Genomic DNA, 15,129 nt, shown 5'->3' with positions numbered 1-15,129 from the left:
TTAATAACAAATGAAAAAAGATTAACTTATCTTAAAGGAGTTGTATAAATCATGGCAAAGAAGAGCTATTTTGGTAACAGAATTTCACCGTCATGTTCTTACTGCCTTTTCGGCAACAGATCAAGAGAAGGAAATAAGGTCCTTTGTGAGAAGCAGGGTCTGGTAGACGCTGATTATAGCTGTAAGAAGTGGGTCTATGATCCTATCAAGCGTGTTCCAAAGAAACAGCTTAACATTCCTAATCAGGAAGACGATGTTATCTGATACATAAAATATGCCGTACATTTTTTGGTGTACGGCTTTTATATTGCAAAAAGATCCGCAGAGCGTTTTGTTTCGCCCTGCGGATCTTTCTATCTTATATCATTATATCTTTTTTATCTTCGTGTAATTTGCCATTATCTTCTTTGTGCCACGATTATCGAATGCTATCTCAACAAGAGTATCGTTAGCCATAGGTTTTGAGCTTAAAACAGTGCCTTCACCGAATATCTTGTGCAAAACTCTGTCGCCTGGTGCGAAAGTTTCAGTATTAACAGAAAAATTGCTCTTATCAGCCTTTCGCTGAGCCAATTGCTGTTGCAGACTCATGCTGTGAGGCTTTTCATAGCCGTTGAGATAAGGTGAAGCCTTTGTTTCCTCGGCTTGCTTTTCTATGCAATCGGCAGGAAGCTCTTTTATAAAGCGTGATATCCTGTTTCTGTCAGTGCGACCGTAAAGCATACGTTCCTCTGCGTGGGTAAGATAAAGCTTTTCCTTTGCTCGTGTCACCGCAACATAGGCAAGTCTGCGTTCCTCTTCCGTGTCAGCTTCTGATTCAAGACTTCTTGATGACGGGAAGATGTTGTCCTCCATGCCTACCACGAAAACTATAGGGAACTCAAGGCCCTTTGCAGAGTGCATTGTCATAAGCACAACATAGTCAGCGTCAGAGTCGAGATTGTCAACGTCAGTGTAAAGTGATATTTCCTCCAAAAATCCCGACAGCGACGGCTCGTCAGCATTTTCTTCATAGCTTGACATGGTGGATTTAAGCTCGTTGATGTTTTCAAGACGTGTCAGACCCTCGTCGCCCTGCATTTCAAGATGACGCTTGTAGCCTGTCATATCAAGAAGCTTGTCCAAAAGCTCCGCAAGTGGCAGAGTGTCAGAAAGCTCAGTAAGCTCTGAGAGCATATCGCCCACAGGCATAAGCTGTTTTGAACGCTTCACAAGGGGTGCAAGCATATCGGCTTCCTGCATGATGTGGATAGGTGAATCCCCAAGGTCTGAGGTTATCTGCTCAAGAGCATTTACAGTGGCTTCGCCGATACCACGTTTCGGCTCGTTGATTATTCTTCTCAGACGGAGAAAGTCAAAATGGTTGTTTATTACAGAGAGATAAGCAAGGATATCCTTTATTTCCTTTCTGTCATAGAATTTCAGACCGCCTATTATTTTATATGGTATTCCACTTTGTATGAACGTCTGCTCCAAAGCGTTCGATTGTGCGTTCATTCGGTAGAGAATGGCATGGTCATTGTATTTTCTGCCCTTATTTATGTCCTCAAGAATGGTGTCAGCCACGAATTTTGCTTCACTGCGCTCGCTTGAAGCCTTGTATACTGTTACCTTTTCACCGTCACCCGAAGCTGTCCACAGATTTTTACCCTTTCTGCCCTGATTGTTGCTTATAAGCTGATTTGCACAGTTAAGAATGTTCTGGGTCGAGCGGTAATTCTGTTCAAGCTTTATAACATCAGTGTCAGCATTGCAGTCGAACTGCTCCTCGAAGTTAAGAATATTTTCTATCGTCGCACCACGGAACTTATAGATACTCTGGTCGTCATCACCCACAACGCACAGGTTGTGGAATTTCTGTGACAGCAGCGAAACAAGTCTGAACTGAGCCTTGTTGGTGTCCTGATACTCGTCTACCATTATATATTTATACAAGTTCTGATAGTGATCGAGGACGTCAGGAAACTGCTCAAAAAGCTTGACTGTGTGGCAGATCATGTCGTCAAAGTCCATAGCATTTGCGGCTTTGAGCTTCTTCTGATAGTGCTTGTATACCTTGCCTATGGTCAGATTACGATAATCTCCTGTGGCTGAGGCGATGTATTCATCAGGCTCTTGGAGCAGGTCTTTAGCGTGGGATATCTCGCTGAGTATCGTTCTCGGTGGAAACATCTTCTCGGATATGCCAAGTTCTCTCAATATGCTTTTTACAGTTCTCTGAGAATCGTCAGAATCATAAATGGTGAAACTGCTTGAAAATCCAAGCTTGTCACATTCACGCCTGAGTATCCTTGCGCAGGCGGAGTGGAAAGTCGCCGCTGTAATGCCTTGACCTGCCTCTCCCAACATTCCTGCAAGACGTTCTTTAAGCTCGCCTGCCGCCTTGTTTGTGAACGTGATAGCAAGTATGCTCCACGGCTTTATGCAGTCATATGCCACAATGTCTGCAAGGGTAGAAGCGTCATTTGTCTTGCCGTCAATGTAGTCTTTGAGAAACTGTATGTCCTGTTCAGAGGGCGTGCCGTAAGTCTGCTCTGTGTTGTATGCGTTGCCGAAGTATATCATGTTTGCGATGCGGTTTACCAAAACAGTGGTCTTGCCGCTTCCTGCTCCTGCCAGTATAAGGAGAGGACCCTTTATTTTGAACACAGCCTTGCGCTGTTGGTCGTTCATTCGTGAAAAATATTTTTCAAGTGCTTTTCTTTTAAGAGCTGTAAACTGCTCCATTATATACACCTCCGTAAAATTTCTTTTATGCCGTATCCTACATTATAGCATATTTTTTCTATCTTGAAAAGGGCGGCGGCAAATTTTTTTCATATGAATAACAGTGGGTATGTTTTCCAATAATACATTAAATCAAATATTATGAACGGAGGAACATATATGAAAGCTGTTGTTTTATGCGGAGGACGTGGAGAAAGATTGATGCCCATGACAGACAGGCGACCTGCGGCTCTTCTGAGATTATGCGGAAAAGAAATTCTGCTTTTTACTCTTGAAATGCTGGAGAAAGCAGGCTTTGAAGAAGCTGTCCTTGCGGTGGGTTATGGCTCTGAACAGGTGGAAAGGCTTCTTGATGAAAAATACTCAGGTAAGATAAAGCTCCATATGATAAACACCGCAGGCAAAAGCACTGTGCAGGCTGTTAGAACAGCAATGTGCGATGAAACAGAAATTCTTGCCGTGGAATGTAACTGTATATGCACTCACCCTCTTGATGAGATTATAAAAGTTCATTTGAGCTACGATACCTTTTGTACGGCTCTGACTTATGATACTGAAAACAAACCTGCTGGCATATATATAGTGAAAAGAGAGCTTTTTGATAGTCTTAATCCTGAAAAGCCTATGGATATGACGGAGGATATAATCCCCGAAGCTGTGAAAAGTGGCGAAGCTGTCCTGCTTGACGGAAAAGGCTATTATAAAAGGATAACCACGCCTGAGGCTTTTCTCGATTGTCAAAGGCATATGCTTTACAACGAAAATATGTCACAAAGGCTGACGGAAAATAATTTCAGCGGTGCGGCAATAGGTGAGCCTGTTTATATAGGTGAGAACGTTTCTGTCATGTCAGGGTCGGTCGTAGAAAGCGGAAGCGTCATAGACAATAACGCTGTTGTAAAGGGCGGCAAGGTGAACGGATATGTTGGCATAGGCTCGGTGGTGTCTGAACGCTGTGATATAAACAGTGCAGTGGTATGCCGTGGGGCTGTCCTTGACAGCGGTGTGAAGTGCGGTGAATATTCCGTCATAGGTGAAAAGGCTCATATCGCAAGCGAAGCCGTCATTGAAAAAGAAGTGGGCATATGGTCCGGAAAAACTGTTGAAAAGGGCGCAAGGCTTTATGAAAACGTGAAAATATCATCTGACAGCCGACTTGTCATAGACGAAAACGGCGAGTGCAGTTTGTGGGGCGGTGAAGCCACAGCGCAAAAGGCTATGCTTTTTGGACTTTGTGCCGCAAGCGCTGCAAAAAAAGGCGGAAGTATAGTGACAGCCTATGGCTCTGACGAAAGCCTTTTGCTCAAACAAGCCCTTGACTGCGGCATATGTCAGGCAGGAGTGAACGTGTACAGTATAGGCAGAGCAGGCATTTCGGAGCTTTCTTATGCTGTGAACAGATTTGGCGGAGAGTTCGGCATACTCATAGGCGCAAACATTTCAGGTCATGCAAGGCTTATTTCGGCTGGTGGAATGTTGCCTGATGAAAAGCTTCTTGACCGCATTGGAAGCATAGCTGACGACAGAGCTTATCGCAGTGTGGGGCTTTCTCAGACGGGTTGTGTGACAGATTTTTCAGCGGTGAGGGAGCTATACGTCGCAGAGCTTGAAAAAATACTCCCTGACCGATTTAAAGGCGTAAATGTGGATATCCGCACATATGATGTTAAAAAGGCGACCCTTGCAGACAGACTTTTTCACGGCAGGAACGATATAGACGGTGAGCGTATAATATTCAATCTTTCCGCAGACGGCACAAAAGTATCAGCTTACAGTGAGAAAACAAGCTATGTCATGTGGGAAAAGCTGGTGGCAATGTATGCAGGGGTGTGCTTTGAAAAGGGGCTTGCGGTGGCATTGCCTGAGAATTTCCCCTCTAATGCCGATGCCACTGCTGAAGACCACTGTGGCAGGCTTTACCGATACAAAAGCAATGCTGACATAGCAAAGGACGTTGCCGTTTCGACCCATAATATGTTTGCCTATGACGGACTTTACCTTGCGTCAGCGGTGACGTCTTATCTGTCAGAGCAGGGGATAACGCTACAAAAAGCTCTCTGTGATGTGCCTGACGCATACACTTCAAGCCGATTTGTGGGCATAACAATGAGCCGTGAAAACAAGGAAAAGATGTTTTCAGAGCTTGGCTGTTCGGCAGAGGGTGAGATAACAATGGGTAAGACACACGCAGTTATCAGACCGCTGAGGGATAAAAAAGGTATAACAGTGTTTGCAGAAAGCGTGAGCTGCGAGCAGGCGGCTGCCTTTTGCGAGAATATAACAAGCAGGATAAAGGGCATATTCAGATAAATGTAATAAATTGCTATTGACATTGAGGCGAAAATGGAGTACAATATAATCAGATATTTTTGTTCGGACAAAGGCGGCTCATGCCGCTGTATTTAAACTGCGTTCATCACACCATTTTGTCTTTCTTTGAGGCTTTAAGCGTTTTTGACAGCACATGATAATAAAGCCCAAACGCAGCGGTATATTGAATCTAAACGGAAAAATCGAATATTATTTGAGCATGATAAAATGCAGCAGGAAGGAGATAATTGCTCCTGCCGTATGTTTGTGCTGCTTTTTTGCGGCATTTTGTGCCTTTGAAGGCTTAAAAGCGGAGTACAGCAGGGCAAAGTACATTATTTTATGAACGAAAAGAACAACACAGTAAAAAATCCTACACAAAAACGTTTTTTCAGAAAAAAACAGAATAAGAGCGAGATACCTCTGGCTCAGGCTTCAAAAGAGCTTGACCGTGTAAAAAGTCAGAGAGCTTCGGGCAGTGTGAAAAAAACGCTTCAGCCGAGAAATGAAACTCCACAGAGAAAACCGCAGAATACTCAGCAAAGACGTCCAAGACCTGCGGCGAACAGAGTGAAAGAGCCTGTAAGAAGAACGCCTGTGAAGATAATCCCTCTTGGCGGTCTTAACGAGATAGGCAAGAATTTCACTGTTATCGAGTGTTCAAACGATATGTTCGTTATCGACTGCGGATTGGCTTTTCCTGACAGTGAAATGCCTGGCGTTGATATCGTTATCCCTGATTACTCATACGTCGAGAAAAATCAGGAAAAGCTCAGGGGCGTTGTGCTTACACATGGTCATGAGGATCATATCGGTGGACTGCCTTATTTTCTCAAGAAATTCAACGTGCCTGTTTACGGCACAAGGCTTACCCTTGGTCTTGTTGAGGGCAAGCTGAAAGAGCATGGGCTTTTAGGAACTGTAAAACTCAACGTTGTAACGCCAAGACAGACAGTAAAGCTTGGCTGTATGGCGGTGGAGTTTATAAGAGTAAATCACTCTATCCCTGATGCCGTGGGAATGGCTATCCATACCCCTGCTGGTGTGCTTATCCATACCGGTGACTTCAAGGTAGACTATACACCTATCGAAGGCGGTATAATCGACCTGCCTAGATTTGCAGAACTTGGAAACAAGGGCGTTTTGGCTCTTATGGCTGACTCTACAAACGCTGAAAGACCAGGCTATACCATGAGCGAGCGCAAGGTTGGCGAAAGCTTTGTGAAGCTTTTCAACAAGGCTGAGGGCAAGAGGATAATCATTGCCACTTTCGCTTCAAACGTTCACAGAGTTCAGCAGATAATAAATAACGCTGTCACACACGGCAGAAAAGTGGCTGTGTCAGGCAGAAGTATGGTGAATGTTATCTCAAAGGGCATCGAGCTTGGCTATCTTAAAGTGCCTGACGGTGTGCTTGTGGATATCGACACTATATCGAGATATGCACCTGAAAAAATGGTCATCGTCACAACAGGAAGTCAGGGCGAACCTATGTCGGCGCTTACAAGAATGTCGGCAAACGAGCATAGGAACGTTACTATCACTCCTATGGACTTTATCATAATCTCGGCTAATCCTATCCCTGGCAATGAAAAGTATGTCACAAAGGTAGTAAACGACCTTATGAGATTGGGTGCAGAGGTAATATATGAGTCAATGTACGAGGTGCACGTTTCAGGACACGCTTGTCAGGAAGAGCAGAAATTGTTGCTTTCTATCACAAAGCCAAAATTCTTTATCCCTGTACACGGCGAGTATAAACATCTTATGAAGCACAGAGATACGGCGCTTTCTGTGGGAATCCCTGAGAGCAATATAATCATTGCTGATATAGGCAACGTTATCGAAACAGACGGCGTTGACATGAAGATAACAGGACAAGTGCCTGCTGGAAAGGTACTTGTGGACGGTCTTGGCGTTGGCGACGTTGGCGCAATAGTTCTCCGTGACAGAAAACATCTTGCTCAGGATGGTCTTATCATTGCCGTGGCGACTATCGACAGGGCTTCGGGAGATATCCTTGCAGGGCCTGATGTGGTTTCAAGAGGCTTTGTATATGTAAGAGAGAGCGAGGAGCTTATGACCGAAGCTCAGAAGCTACTTACTGAAACACTTCAGGATTGTCTTGACAGAAATATGAAGGATTGGAATACCATAAAGGGCAGAATGAAGGATAATCTTTCGGACTTTATCTTCACAAAGACAAAGAGAAGTCCTATGATTTTGCCGATAATAATGGAATTATGACCGCCTGACAACAGTGCGGCTGTTTATAGAAATGCAGGAGCTTTAAAATGAAAAGTAACAACGGATTACAGATCATAATAAGAATAACAGTGTGCGTTACCATGCTTTCGTCACTTATAGGCGCTTTTATGCTGCATTCTACCCCGTCTCACAGAGAGTCGGGCAGTGTGCTTATTCTAGTGTCTGTGGCGGCGGCTGTATTGTGGGTGCTTGAAGAAGTGGTTTTCCACAATCACACTCGCAAGTATGTGGCAAAGCTTTCCACGATGATCTCAAAGACGGAGAGAGATTCTCTCCTGAATTTTCCTGCTCCTGCTATAATAATCGACAGCGAAAACGTCATCGTGTGGTACAACAGACTTTTTGGCAGACAGGTCTACTCTGAGGAGGAAGCCTACGGAATCGACCTCACAGAGCTTATGAATATCGATATGGATAAGATATACACCTCTGACGGTGACCTTGTTTGCACAAATTCTCATTTCTATAAGGCAAAGGCTATACATACCGATACAAACGGTGAGCTTTCAATGGTCTATTTCAATGACGTTACCGATTATGTGGAGCTTGAATATGAGTTCAGAATGTCTCATAAAGCGGTAATAATCATAACTATCGACAACTTTGACGAGCTTATGTCAAATATCAGAGAGAGCGAAAAAGCTCACGTTGTTGTTGAGATAGAAAAGCTCATAGAGGAATTTTTGGAGAATACTACTGGGGTGTCGAAGAAAGTAGCAAGCGATAAGTTCTATGTTTATATGGAGGAACGCCACCTTGCACCTATAATCGAGCAGAGATTTAAGATACTCGAGCAGGCAAGAAAAATAGCCGTTGGCGAGCGTTCTAACCTTACATTGTCCATAGGTGTGGGCAGAGATGGTGCAAACCTTGCAGAGAGCGAGAAGTTTGCAAAGCAGGCTCTCGAAATGTGTCTTGGACGTGGCGGAGATCAGGCGGCTGTCAAGGAGGACGGTGAGTTCAAGTTCTTCGGCGGCATTTCTTCTGCACCTGACAAGAACAATAAGACCCGTATCCGTATGGTGGCAAAGGCTATGCTGGAGCTTATCTGCAACCACGATAAGGTGCTTATAATGGGTCATCGATTTGGCGACCTTGACAGCGTAGGCTCTGCAACAGGCTTCTGCTGTGCTATCAGAAACATGGTAAAAGAAGCTTACGTTGTGGTAGACCCTGAGCAGAATTTGTCGAAAACGCTTATAAATTATATAAACGAAAACGAGTCGGAGCATTATTACATAACTCCTCAGGAGGGTCTTGAAAGACTTGACGATAACACGCTTCTTGTGGTAACTGATACCCATAACCCTGCACTGGTGGAGTCAAAGGAGATACTTGCAAGGGCGAAAAATGTGGTAGTTATCGACCACCACAGAAGAATGGTGAACGGTATCGAGCCGACTATAATGTCGTTCTTAGAGCCGAATGCGTCATCGGCCTGCGAGCTTGTGACGGCTCTTATCGAGTATTTCGGCGAGGATTCCAATATCACAGTCCATGCGGCGGAAGCTCTGCTTGCGGGAATAATGCTGGATACAAAGAATTTCATTATGAAAACAGGCGTAAGCACTTTTGAAGCGGCAGCGTTTTTGAAGAAAAAGGGCGCTGATACCATAGCTGTCAAAAAGCTTTTTGCAAACTCTATTGAGACTTATCATCAAAAATCGTCGCTTATAAACAGTGCACACCTTTATAAGGAGTGCGCAGTGGCTTATACAGAGGAAAGCTTCTCTGAAATAAGGATAGCGGCTTCACAGGCGGCAGACGAGCTGCTTGGTATAACAGGTGTAAAAGCTTCGTTCGTTATCTATGAAACGAACGGTGTGATAAATATCTCTGCACGAAGCATGGGTGCTTGTAATGTGCAGATCGTCATGGAGTCTTTGGGTGGCGGCGGTCATCTTACAATGGCGGCAACTCAGCTCAACTGTTCAATGAATGAGGCGAGAAAACGTCTTGCAGACGCCATTGACGAATACTGGGAAAATAATTCGCAGGAATAAAAAAAGAAAGGCAGAGTGAATAATATGAAAGTTATTTTGTTAAAAGATGTAAAGGGTTCAGGCAAGCAGGGAGATATCATCAACGTTGCAGACGGATATGCAAGAAATTTTCTTATCGGAAAGGGTCTTGCACTTGAAGCTACAGCTAAAAACCTTAATGACCTTGCAGGCAAAAAGGCTTCCGCTCAGCACAAGATAGATGTTGAAACAGCCGACAATAAAGCTATCGCAGAGAAAATAAAGGATAAGGAAGTTCTGGTAAAGGCTAAGGCAGGTCAGGGCGGAAAGCTCTTTGGCGCAGTTACAGCAAACGTTATTTCAGATTGCCTCAAGGCTCAGTATGGCGTTGTTATCGAGAAGAAGAAGATAAATCTTACAGCCGAGATAAAGGCTTTCGGTGACTATACTGCACAGATAAAGCTTACTCATGGCGTATCATGCAGCATTAAAGTAAAGGTCGTTGAGGAGTAATCATGGCTGATAATTTCCGTGGGCTTACCACAGGAGCGACCCTTGGCAGGGAGCTGCCCTTTTCTCAGGAGGCTGAGGAAGCCGTTCTGGGAGGAGTTCTTCGTGATCCTTCGGTGCTTCCGAAGGTCATTGAGATACTAAAGCCTGAAAGCTTTTATCGTCCACAGCACCAGCAGCTTTTCTCTATAATAATGAGAATGTTCACCACAGGCAGCAAAGAGGACCTTATCACGGTAATTAATGAAGCCGTCACCATGGGTGTTTTTGAAACGTCTGCAATGGCTAAGAATTATCTTCTTGGTATTATGGAAATGGTGCCGTCAACGGATAATATCGAGAGCTATTGCAAGATAATCGAGGAAAAAGCAAGGGTAAGGTCGCTTATAAATGCCGCTAATCAGATTCTTGAAAAGGCATATGACGGCGGTGAGGATTCTCAGACGCAGCTTGACGCTGCCGAGCAGTCTATATTTGAGATAAGACAGGGCAGAGATGTTCAGGGCCTTACACGAATAAGCGACGTTATCGTTGATACATTCGAGCATTTGCAGGAGATATCAGGTCCTGACGCAGGCGAACATCTTGGCGCAAAGACAGGCTTTGGCCAGCTTGACGCAATCACAACAGGTCTTAACAGAACTGACCTTATCATTATCGCTGCACGTCCTGCAATGGGAAAATCTGCATTTGCACTTAATATTGCGGTGAATACCTGCAAGGCGACAAAGCGTGACGTTGTTATATTCTCTCTCGAAATGGGTAAGGAACAGCTCGTGTCCCGTATGCTCGCTTCAGAGGCACTTGTTAATAACACCCTGCTGAGGTCGGGCAATCTTGAGCCTTCCGATTGGGAGAAGATAGCAGGTGCGGCAGATACGCTGTCACAGCTTCCTATATATTTTGATGACGGTGCAGGCTGTACAGTGCCGCAGATGAAAGCAAAGCTAAGAAGAATGAGAAATCTTGGACTTGTGGTCATCGACTACATACAGCTTATGCAATCAGCTAATAAAAACGCCAGCCGTGTTGAGGCGGTGTCTGAGATAACACGTTCCTTGAAGCTTATGGCTAAGGAGCTTAATGTGCCTGTTATCGCACTTTCACAGCTTTCCCGTAGCTCAGAGAAGCGTGACGATAAAAGACCTATCCTCTCAGACCTGCGAGAATCAGGTTCTATCGAGCAGGACGCTGATATCATCATGTTCCTCTATCGTGACGCTTATTACAGTGACGAGGGCGACAAGTCGGTGGCTGAGTGTATAGTTGCGAAAAACCGTCACGGACAGACAGATAAGGTGCAGCTTGGCTGGATAGGCGAATATACCCTGTTCAGAGGTCTTGATTTCAGGAGAGATGATGAATAATTTTCTTGTAAAGGTAGCTTCTACCATAGAGAAATTTAATATGGCAAATAAGAGCGAACGCTTGCTTGTGTGCCTCTCGGGAGGTGCCGACAGCGTTACGCTCCTTTTGTGTTTATATGAGCTGGGCTATGATGTATGCGCTTGTCATGTCAATCACCACCTCCGTGGGGAGGAAAGCGACAGAGATCAGCATTTTTGTGAAAAGCTTTGCGAGAAGCTTGGGGTCGAGCTGAAGGTGTTTCATGCTGACGTCGTGGGCTATTGCAAGGAACATTCTGTATCCACTGAGGAGGGGGCAAGAAAGCTCAGATACGACTTTTTCGACAGTATAGGTGCAGACAAGATATGCACAGCACACAGCCTTTCGGATTGCCTTGAAACTGCCATATTCAACCTCGCAAGGGGTACAGGTCTGAAAGGTATTTGCGGAATACCGCCTGTGAGGGGAAATATCATAAGACCGCTTATAAATTGTACTCGTCAGGAAATAGAGTGCTTTCTAAAAGAGAGAGGACAGGACTTTGTTACTGACTCCACAAATCTTACTGACGATTATACCAGAAATAAGATTCGCCACCTTGTTGTGCCAAGGCTTGCGGAGCTTAACAGTTCGCTTTTTGGCTCATATTCCATGACAGCTGACAGGCTTAGAACAGACTGCGACTATCTTGAAAGTCAGGGGCTTGAAGCCTTTGAGAAAGCGGTCTTGCCAAAGGGTTATGACGCATTGTGTCTAAGACAGCTCCACGAAAGTGTACGCCGTCGTGCAATAATGCACATTCTTGAGAAAGAGGGGCTTACTGTGAGCCATGACAGTATCGAGGATATCGACAGGCTGATACTTGACGTGGGTAAGGCAAACATCAAGGGCGGAGTCTTTGCGGTCTGCTCAAAAGGTGTGCTCAGCTTTGCAAAGGGCGAGATGCTTGAAAACAGCACTCTCAGGAGCGTTAAGGTAAGCGACGAGGGCGTTTATCAGTTCGGCAATAAGGAGATAGAGTTCAAAATCTATCCTTTTGACGGAAAAATCGCAAATGTTCATAAAAAGTTTGCAAATTGCTGTCTGGATTATGATAAAATAAAGGGTGAGATTGTTGTCGAAAATCGCAGAGAGGGCGAGAAGATACGCCTTGTGAACAGAGATTTTGACAGCGATGTGCGAAAGCTGGTGAACAAGTCCTTCAGACTTGAGGACAGGAGCAGTGCCGTTATCCTAAAAGATAGTCAGGGCGTTGTTTTCGTTGAAGGAAGCGGTGCGGCTGAAAGGGTGAAGATAGACTCTGAAACCGTTAAAATATTGGCTTTTACCATAAAGTGAGATGAATATCACCCTAAGCTGAAAAGTTTTTTGTGTGAATTTGTATTTTTTCACTTTTCTGTCACATTGATAATATATAATCAGAGAGGTTGTTAGTTAATGAACAATATATCGGTTCTTTATTCTGAGGAAGAGCTTGCATTGTCTGTGAAAAAGCTTGGAGCAGAGATAACTGAAGAGTATAAAGGAAAAAAGCTTCTTGTTGTGTGCGTTCTTAAGGGAGCGTTCGTGTTTACTGCTGATCTTGTAAGAAGTATCGACAACGATATGCAGATCGCTTTTATTACTGCAAAGAGTTATGCTGGCACAAGCTCAACAGGAAATGTTTCAATTTCAGGAGACCATGATTTTATGGGTCTTGACCTGAGAGAGTGGGACGTTTTATTGGTTGAGGATATTCTCGACACAGGAAGAACACTTTGCGAGTTAAAAAAGAAGTTTGCGTCAATGGGTGCGCCAAGTGTTAAGATAGCTGTTATGCTTGATAAGCCGTCAAGACGTGTTGCAGACATAACACCTGATTTCAAATGCTATGAGATCGAGGACAGATTCGTTGTTGGCTGTGGTCTTGATTATGATGAGAGATATAGAAATCTTCCTTTTATCGGTATAGTTTCCGAATAAGGAGCCAAATATAATACAGAACAAAAGGTTGTGATCGATTGAAAAACAATAATAATGGAAAGACCCTGTTGATCTATCTGCTGGTATCGGTTGCCATAATCTGCGGATTGGTCTATATGCTAACAAGCATGAGCACAAAATCTTCCGACAAAAAATATTCGGAGATAATGGAACAGTTTGACAGCCTGAACGTGTCACAGTTTGAGCTTGATCTTGGCTCCGGACAGCTTAAGTATAAGCTCAAGGGCGAAGATAAGGTATATAGTTATACAGTTCCAAATGTTTCACTGTTTGCAAATGAAGTCCTTGGCGGTGAGGACGCTGAGAACTATCGTAAGAAATATAATACTGAAAATCCAGACGATCCTTTGCAGTATAATCTTATACCGATATCGGATAACAGCTTCTGGCTTAATCTGATACCGACGCTGCTTATGCTGGGCGTTATGATATTCTTCTTTGTTTTCATGATGAAGAATGCAGGCGGCGGAAAGATGTCATCTTTCGGAAAAACAAATGCCAAAATGGCGCCAAGCAGCAAGAAAGCTACCTTTGATGACGTTGCGGGTGCAGACGAGGAAAAGGAAGAACTTAAGGAGATCGTTGATTTTCTCCGTGATAATAAGAAGTATACCGAGATCGGTGCGAGAATACCTAAGGGCGTTCTGCTCCTCGGCCCTCCGGGTACAGGTAAAACGCTTCTCGCAAGAGCGGTTGCAGGCGAAGCAAAAGTTCCATTCTTCTCCATCTCAGGTTCTGACTTCGTTGAGATGTTTGTGGGCGTCGGTGCTTCAAGAGTAAGAGATCTATTTGAGCAGGCTAAGAAAAACGCTCCTGCTATCATCTTTATAGACGAGATCGACGCAGTGGGCAGACAGAGAGGCGCAGGCCTTGGCGGCGGTCATGACGAGCGTGAGCAGACCCTTAACCAGCTTCTTGTTGAAATGGACGGCTTTGAGGATAACGATTCTGTTATTGTTATGGCTGCAACAAACAGACGTGATATACTTGACCCTGCACTTCTTCGTCCGGGCAGATTTGACCGACAGATACTTGTGGGCTATCCTGACGTTAAGGGCAGAGAAGCTATACTGAAAGTTCACACAAGAAACAAGCCCCTCGCTCCTGACGTTGACCTTGAAACTATTGCAAAATCAACTGTAGGCTTTACAGGTGCAGACCTTGAAAACCTTGTGAACGAGGCTTCGCTCCTTGCGGCAAGAAAGAATAAAAAGGCTATCACCAAAGATGAGCTTGAGGAAGCTTCTATAAAGGTTGTGGCAGGTCCTGAGAAAAAGTCTAAGGTCATCACAGAGGACGAAAAGAAGCTTACCGCTTATCATGAGGGCGGTCATGCACTCTGCACATACTACAGCAAATCACAGGATAAAGTTCATCAGGTATCTATCATACCGAGAGGTCAGGCTGGCGGTTTCACAATGAGCCTGCCTGTCAAGGATAAATCTTATGTCAGCAAGAACGAGATGTACGAAAATATCGTGGTTCTTCTTGGCGGACGTGTTGCTGAAAAGCTGATCCTTGACGATATCTCAACGGGCGCTTCAAATGACCTTGAGAGAGCTACTTCCACAGCTAGAAACATGGTAACACGCTACGGCTTCAGTGACAATCTTGGTCCTGTTGTATACGGTCAGGGCGATCATGAAGTATTTCTTGGCAGGGATTACACTAATACGCCAAGCTATTCCGATAACGTTGCGGCTGAGATCGATAATGAGATAAGAACTCTTATTGAAAGTGCATTTACTGACGCTGAAAAGATACTCAACGAGCATATGGATAAGCTTCATGTTGTGGCTAAGTATCTTATGAAGTATGAAAAGGTTGACGGTGCAACATTTGAGAAGCTTATGAATGGCGAGCTTACAGAGAGCGAGTTTATGGGCGAAGCTGATAAAACACCAGAAATCCAGGATACTCCTGAGATAGTTGATGATATTTCAGTTGATGATAATTGATATGGGAAGGGGCTGTAAAAAAAGTTCCCAAGAAAAAAGGCTGCGATCTTGCCAAAAAGCAAGAC

At 44.4% G+C, this 15,129-nt stretch carries 10 protein-coding genes; 9 read left to right on the top strand and 1 reads right to left on the bottom strand.

The features are described from left to right. Window positions 1-51 precede the first annotated feature (51 nt). Window positions 52-264 carry a hypothetical protein gene (locus DW938_RS09970; protein WP_022287813.1) on the top strand — a complete coding sequence of 71 codons (213 nt, stop codon included), beginning with the start codon at window positions 52-54 and terminating at the stop codon, window positions 262-264. 102 nt (window positions 265-366) lie between these two features. On the opposite strand, the gene DW938_RS09965 is transcribed toward DW938_RS09970, so the two are convergent. Continuing rightward, window positions 367-2,727: a UvrD-helicase domain-containing protein gene (locus DW938_RS09965; protein WP_118124667.1), complete on the bottom strand. Its 2,361-nt coding sequence runs from the start codon at window positions 2,725-2,727 to the stop codon at window positions 367-369. Window positions 2,728-2,886: 159 nt separating this feature from the next. Between DW938_RS09965 and DW938_RS09960 the strand changes: the two genes are divergently transcribed. The 8 genes from DW938_RS09960 to ftsH all read left to right on the top strand — a co-directional run bounded on the left by DW938_RS09960 (window position 2,887) and on the right by ftsH (window position 15,064). Next, window positions 2,887-5,037, top strand: a complete 2,151-nt coding sequence (locus DW938_RS09960) for a sugar phosphate nucleotidyltransferase (RefSeq protein ID WP_181984409.1) — start codon at window positions 2,887-2,889, stop codon at window positions 5,035-5,037. Window positions 5,038-5,379: 342 nt separating this feature from the next. Further along, entirely contained in the window at window positions 5,380-7,284 is a 1,905-nt protein-coding gene (locus tag DW938_RS09950; protein WP_242992485.1) for a ribonuclease J, read from the top strand. Between the two features lie 47 nt (window positions 7,285-7,331). Beyond that, window positions 7,332-9,308 (top strand): DHH family phosphoesterase, encoded by a 1,977-nt coding sequence (locus tag DW938_RS09945; RefSeq protein ID WP_118124665.1) that lies wholly within the window; start codon window positions 7,332-7,334, stop codon window positions 9,306-9,308. A gap of 24 nt (window positions 9,309-9,332) precedes the next feature. Further along, window positions 9,333-9,779, top strand: a complete 447-nt coding sequence (gene rplI, locus DW938_RS09940; RefSeq protein ID WP_022287818.1) for a 50S ribosomal protein L9 — start codon at window positions 9,333-9,335, stop codon at window positions 9,777-9,779. A 2-nt stretch (window positions 9,780-9,781) separates the two neighbouring features. Continuing rightward, on the top strand, window positions 9,782-11,143 hold the full coding sequence (gene dnaB, locus DW938_RS09935; protein ID WP_038671492.1) for a replicative DNA helicase: 1,362 nt from the start codon (window positions 9,782-9,784) through the stop codon (window positions 11,141-11,143). Beyond that, the gene (tilS, locus tag DW938_RS09930; protein ID WP_242992483.1) at window positions 11,136-12,461 is read left to right on the top strand and encodes a tRNA lysidine(34) synthetase TilS; all 1,326 of its coding nucleotides are present in this window, start codon (window positions 11,136-11,138) and stop codon (window positions 12,459-12,461) included. The genes dnaB and tilS overlap by 8 nt, the downstream gene beginning before the upstream one ends. Window positions 12,462-12,560: 99 nt before the next feature. After that, on the top strand, window positions 12,561-13,085 hold the full coding sequence (gene hpt / locus DW938_RS09925) for a hypoxanthine phosphoribosyltransferase (RefSeq protein WP_117897660.1): 525 nt from the start codon (window positions 12,561-12,563) through the stop codon (window positions 13,083-13,085). A gap of 38 nt (window positions 13,086-13,123) precedes the next feature. Next, window positions 13,124-15,064, top strand: a complete 1,941-nt coding sequence (gene ftsH / locus DW938_RS09920; RefSeq protein WP_118124663.1) for an ATP-dependent zinc metalloprotease FtsH — start codon at window positions 13,124-13,126, stop codon at window positions 15,062-15,064. The last annotated feature ends 65 nt before the right edge of the window (window positions 15,065-15,129 follow it).

The sequence above is a fragment of the Ruminococcus sp. AM43-6 genome (assembly GCF_003461785.1).
In the GTDB taxonomy this organism is placed as follows: domain Bacteria; phylum Bacillota; class Clostridia; order Oscillospirales; family Ruminococcaceae; genus Hominimerdicola; species Hominimerdicola aceti.
The sequence above is the reverse complement of the archived record's forward strand: the minus strand, read 5'-3'. Positions and strand labels throughout refer to the sequence as shown.

Bases quoted from the DNA above. Each gene is read 5' to 3' on its own strand.
- hpt (WP_117897660.1), top strand. From the start codon at position 12,561: ATGAACAATATATCGGTTCTTTATTCTGAGGAAGAGCTTGCATTGTCT.
- DW938_RS09965 (WP_118124667.1), bottom strand. From the start codon at position 2,727: ATGGAGCAGTTTACAGCTCTTAAAAGAAAAGCACTTGAAAAATATTTT.
- DW938_RS09970 (WP_022287813.1), top strand. From the start codon at position 52: ATGGCAAAGAAGAGCTATTTTGGTAACAGAATTTCACCGTCATGTTCT.
- tilS (WP_242992483.1), top strand. From the start codon at position 11,136: ATGAATAATTTTCTTGTAAAGGTAGCTTCTACCATAGAGAAATTTAAT.
- rplI (WP_022287818.1), top strand. From the start codon at position 9,333: ATGAAAGTTATTTTGTTAAAAGATGTAAAGGGTTCAGGCAAGCAGGGA.
- DW938_RS09945 (WP_118124665.1), top strand. From the start codon at position 7,332: ATGAAAAGTAACAACGGATTACAGATCATAATAAGAATAACAGTGTGC.
- DW938_RS09960 (WP_181984409.1), top strand. From the start codon at position 2,887: ATGAAAGCTGTTGTTTTATGCGGAGGACGTGGAGAAAGATTGATGCCC.
- dnaB (WP_038671492.1), top strand. From the start codon at position 9,782: ATGGCTGATAATTTCCGTGGGCTTACCACAGGAGCGACCCTTGGCAGG.
- DW938_RS09950 (WP_242992485.1), top strand. From the start codon at position 5,380: ATGAACGAAAAGAACAACACAGTAAAAAATCCTACACAAAAACGTTTT.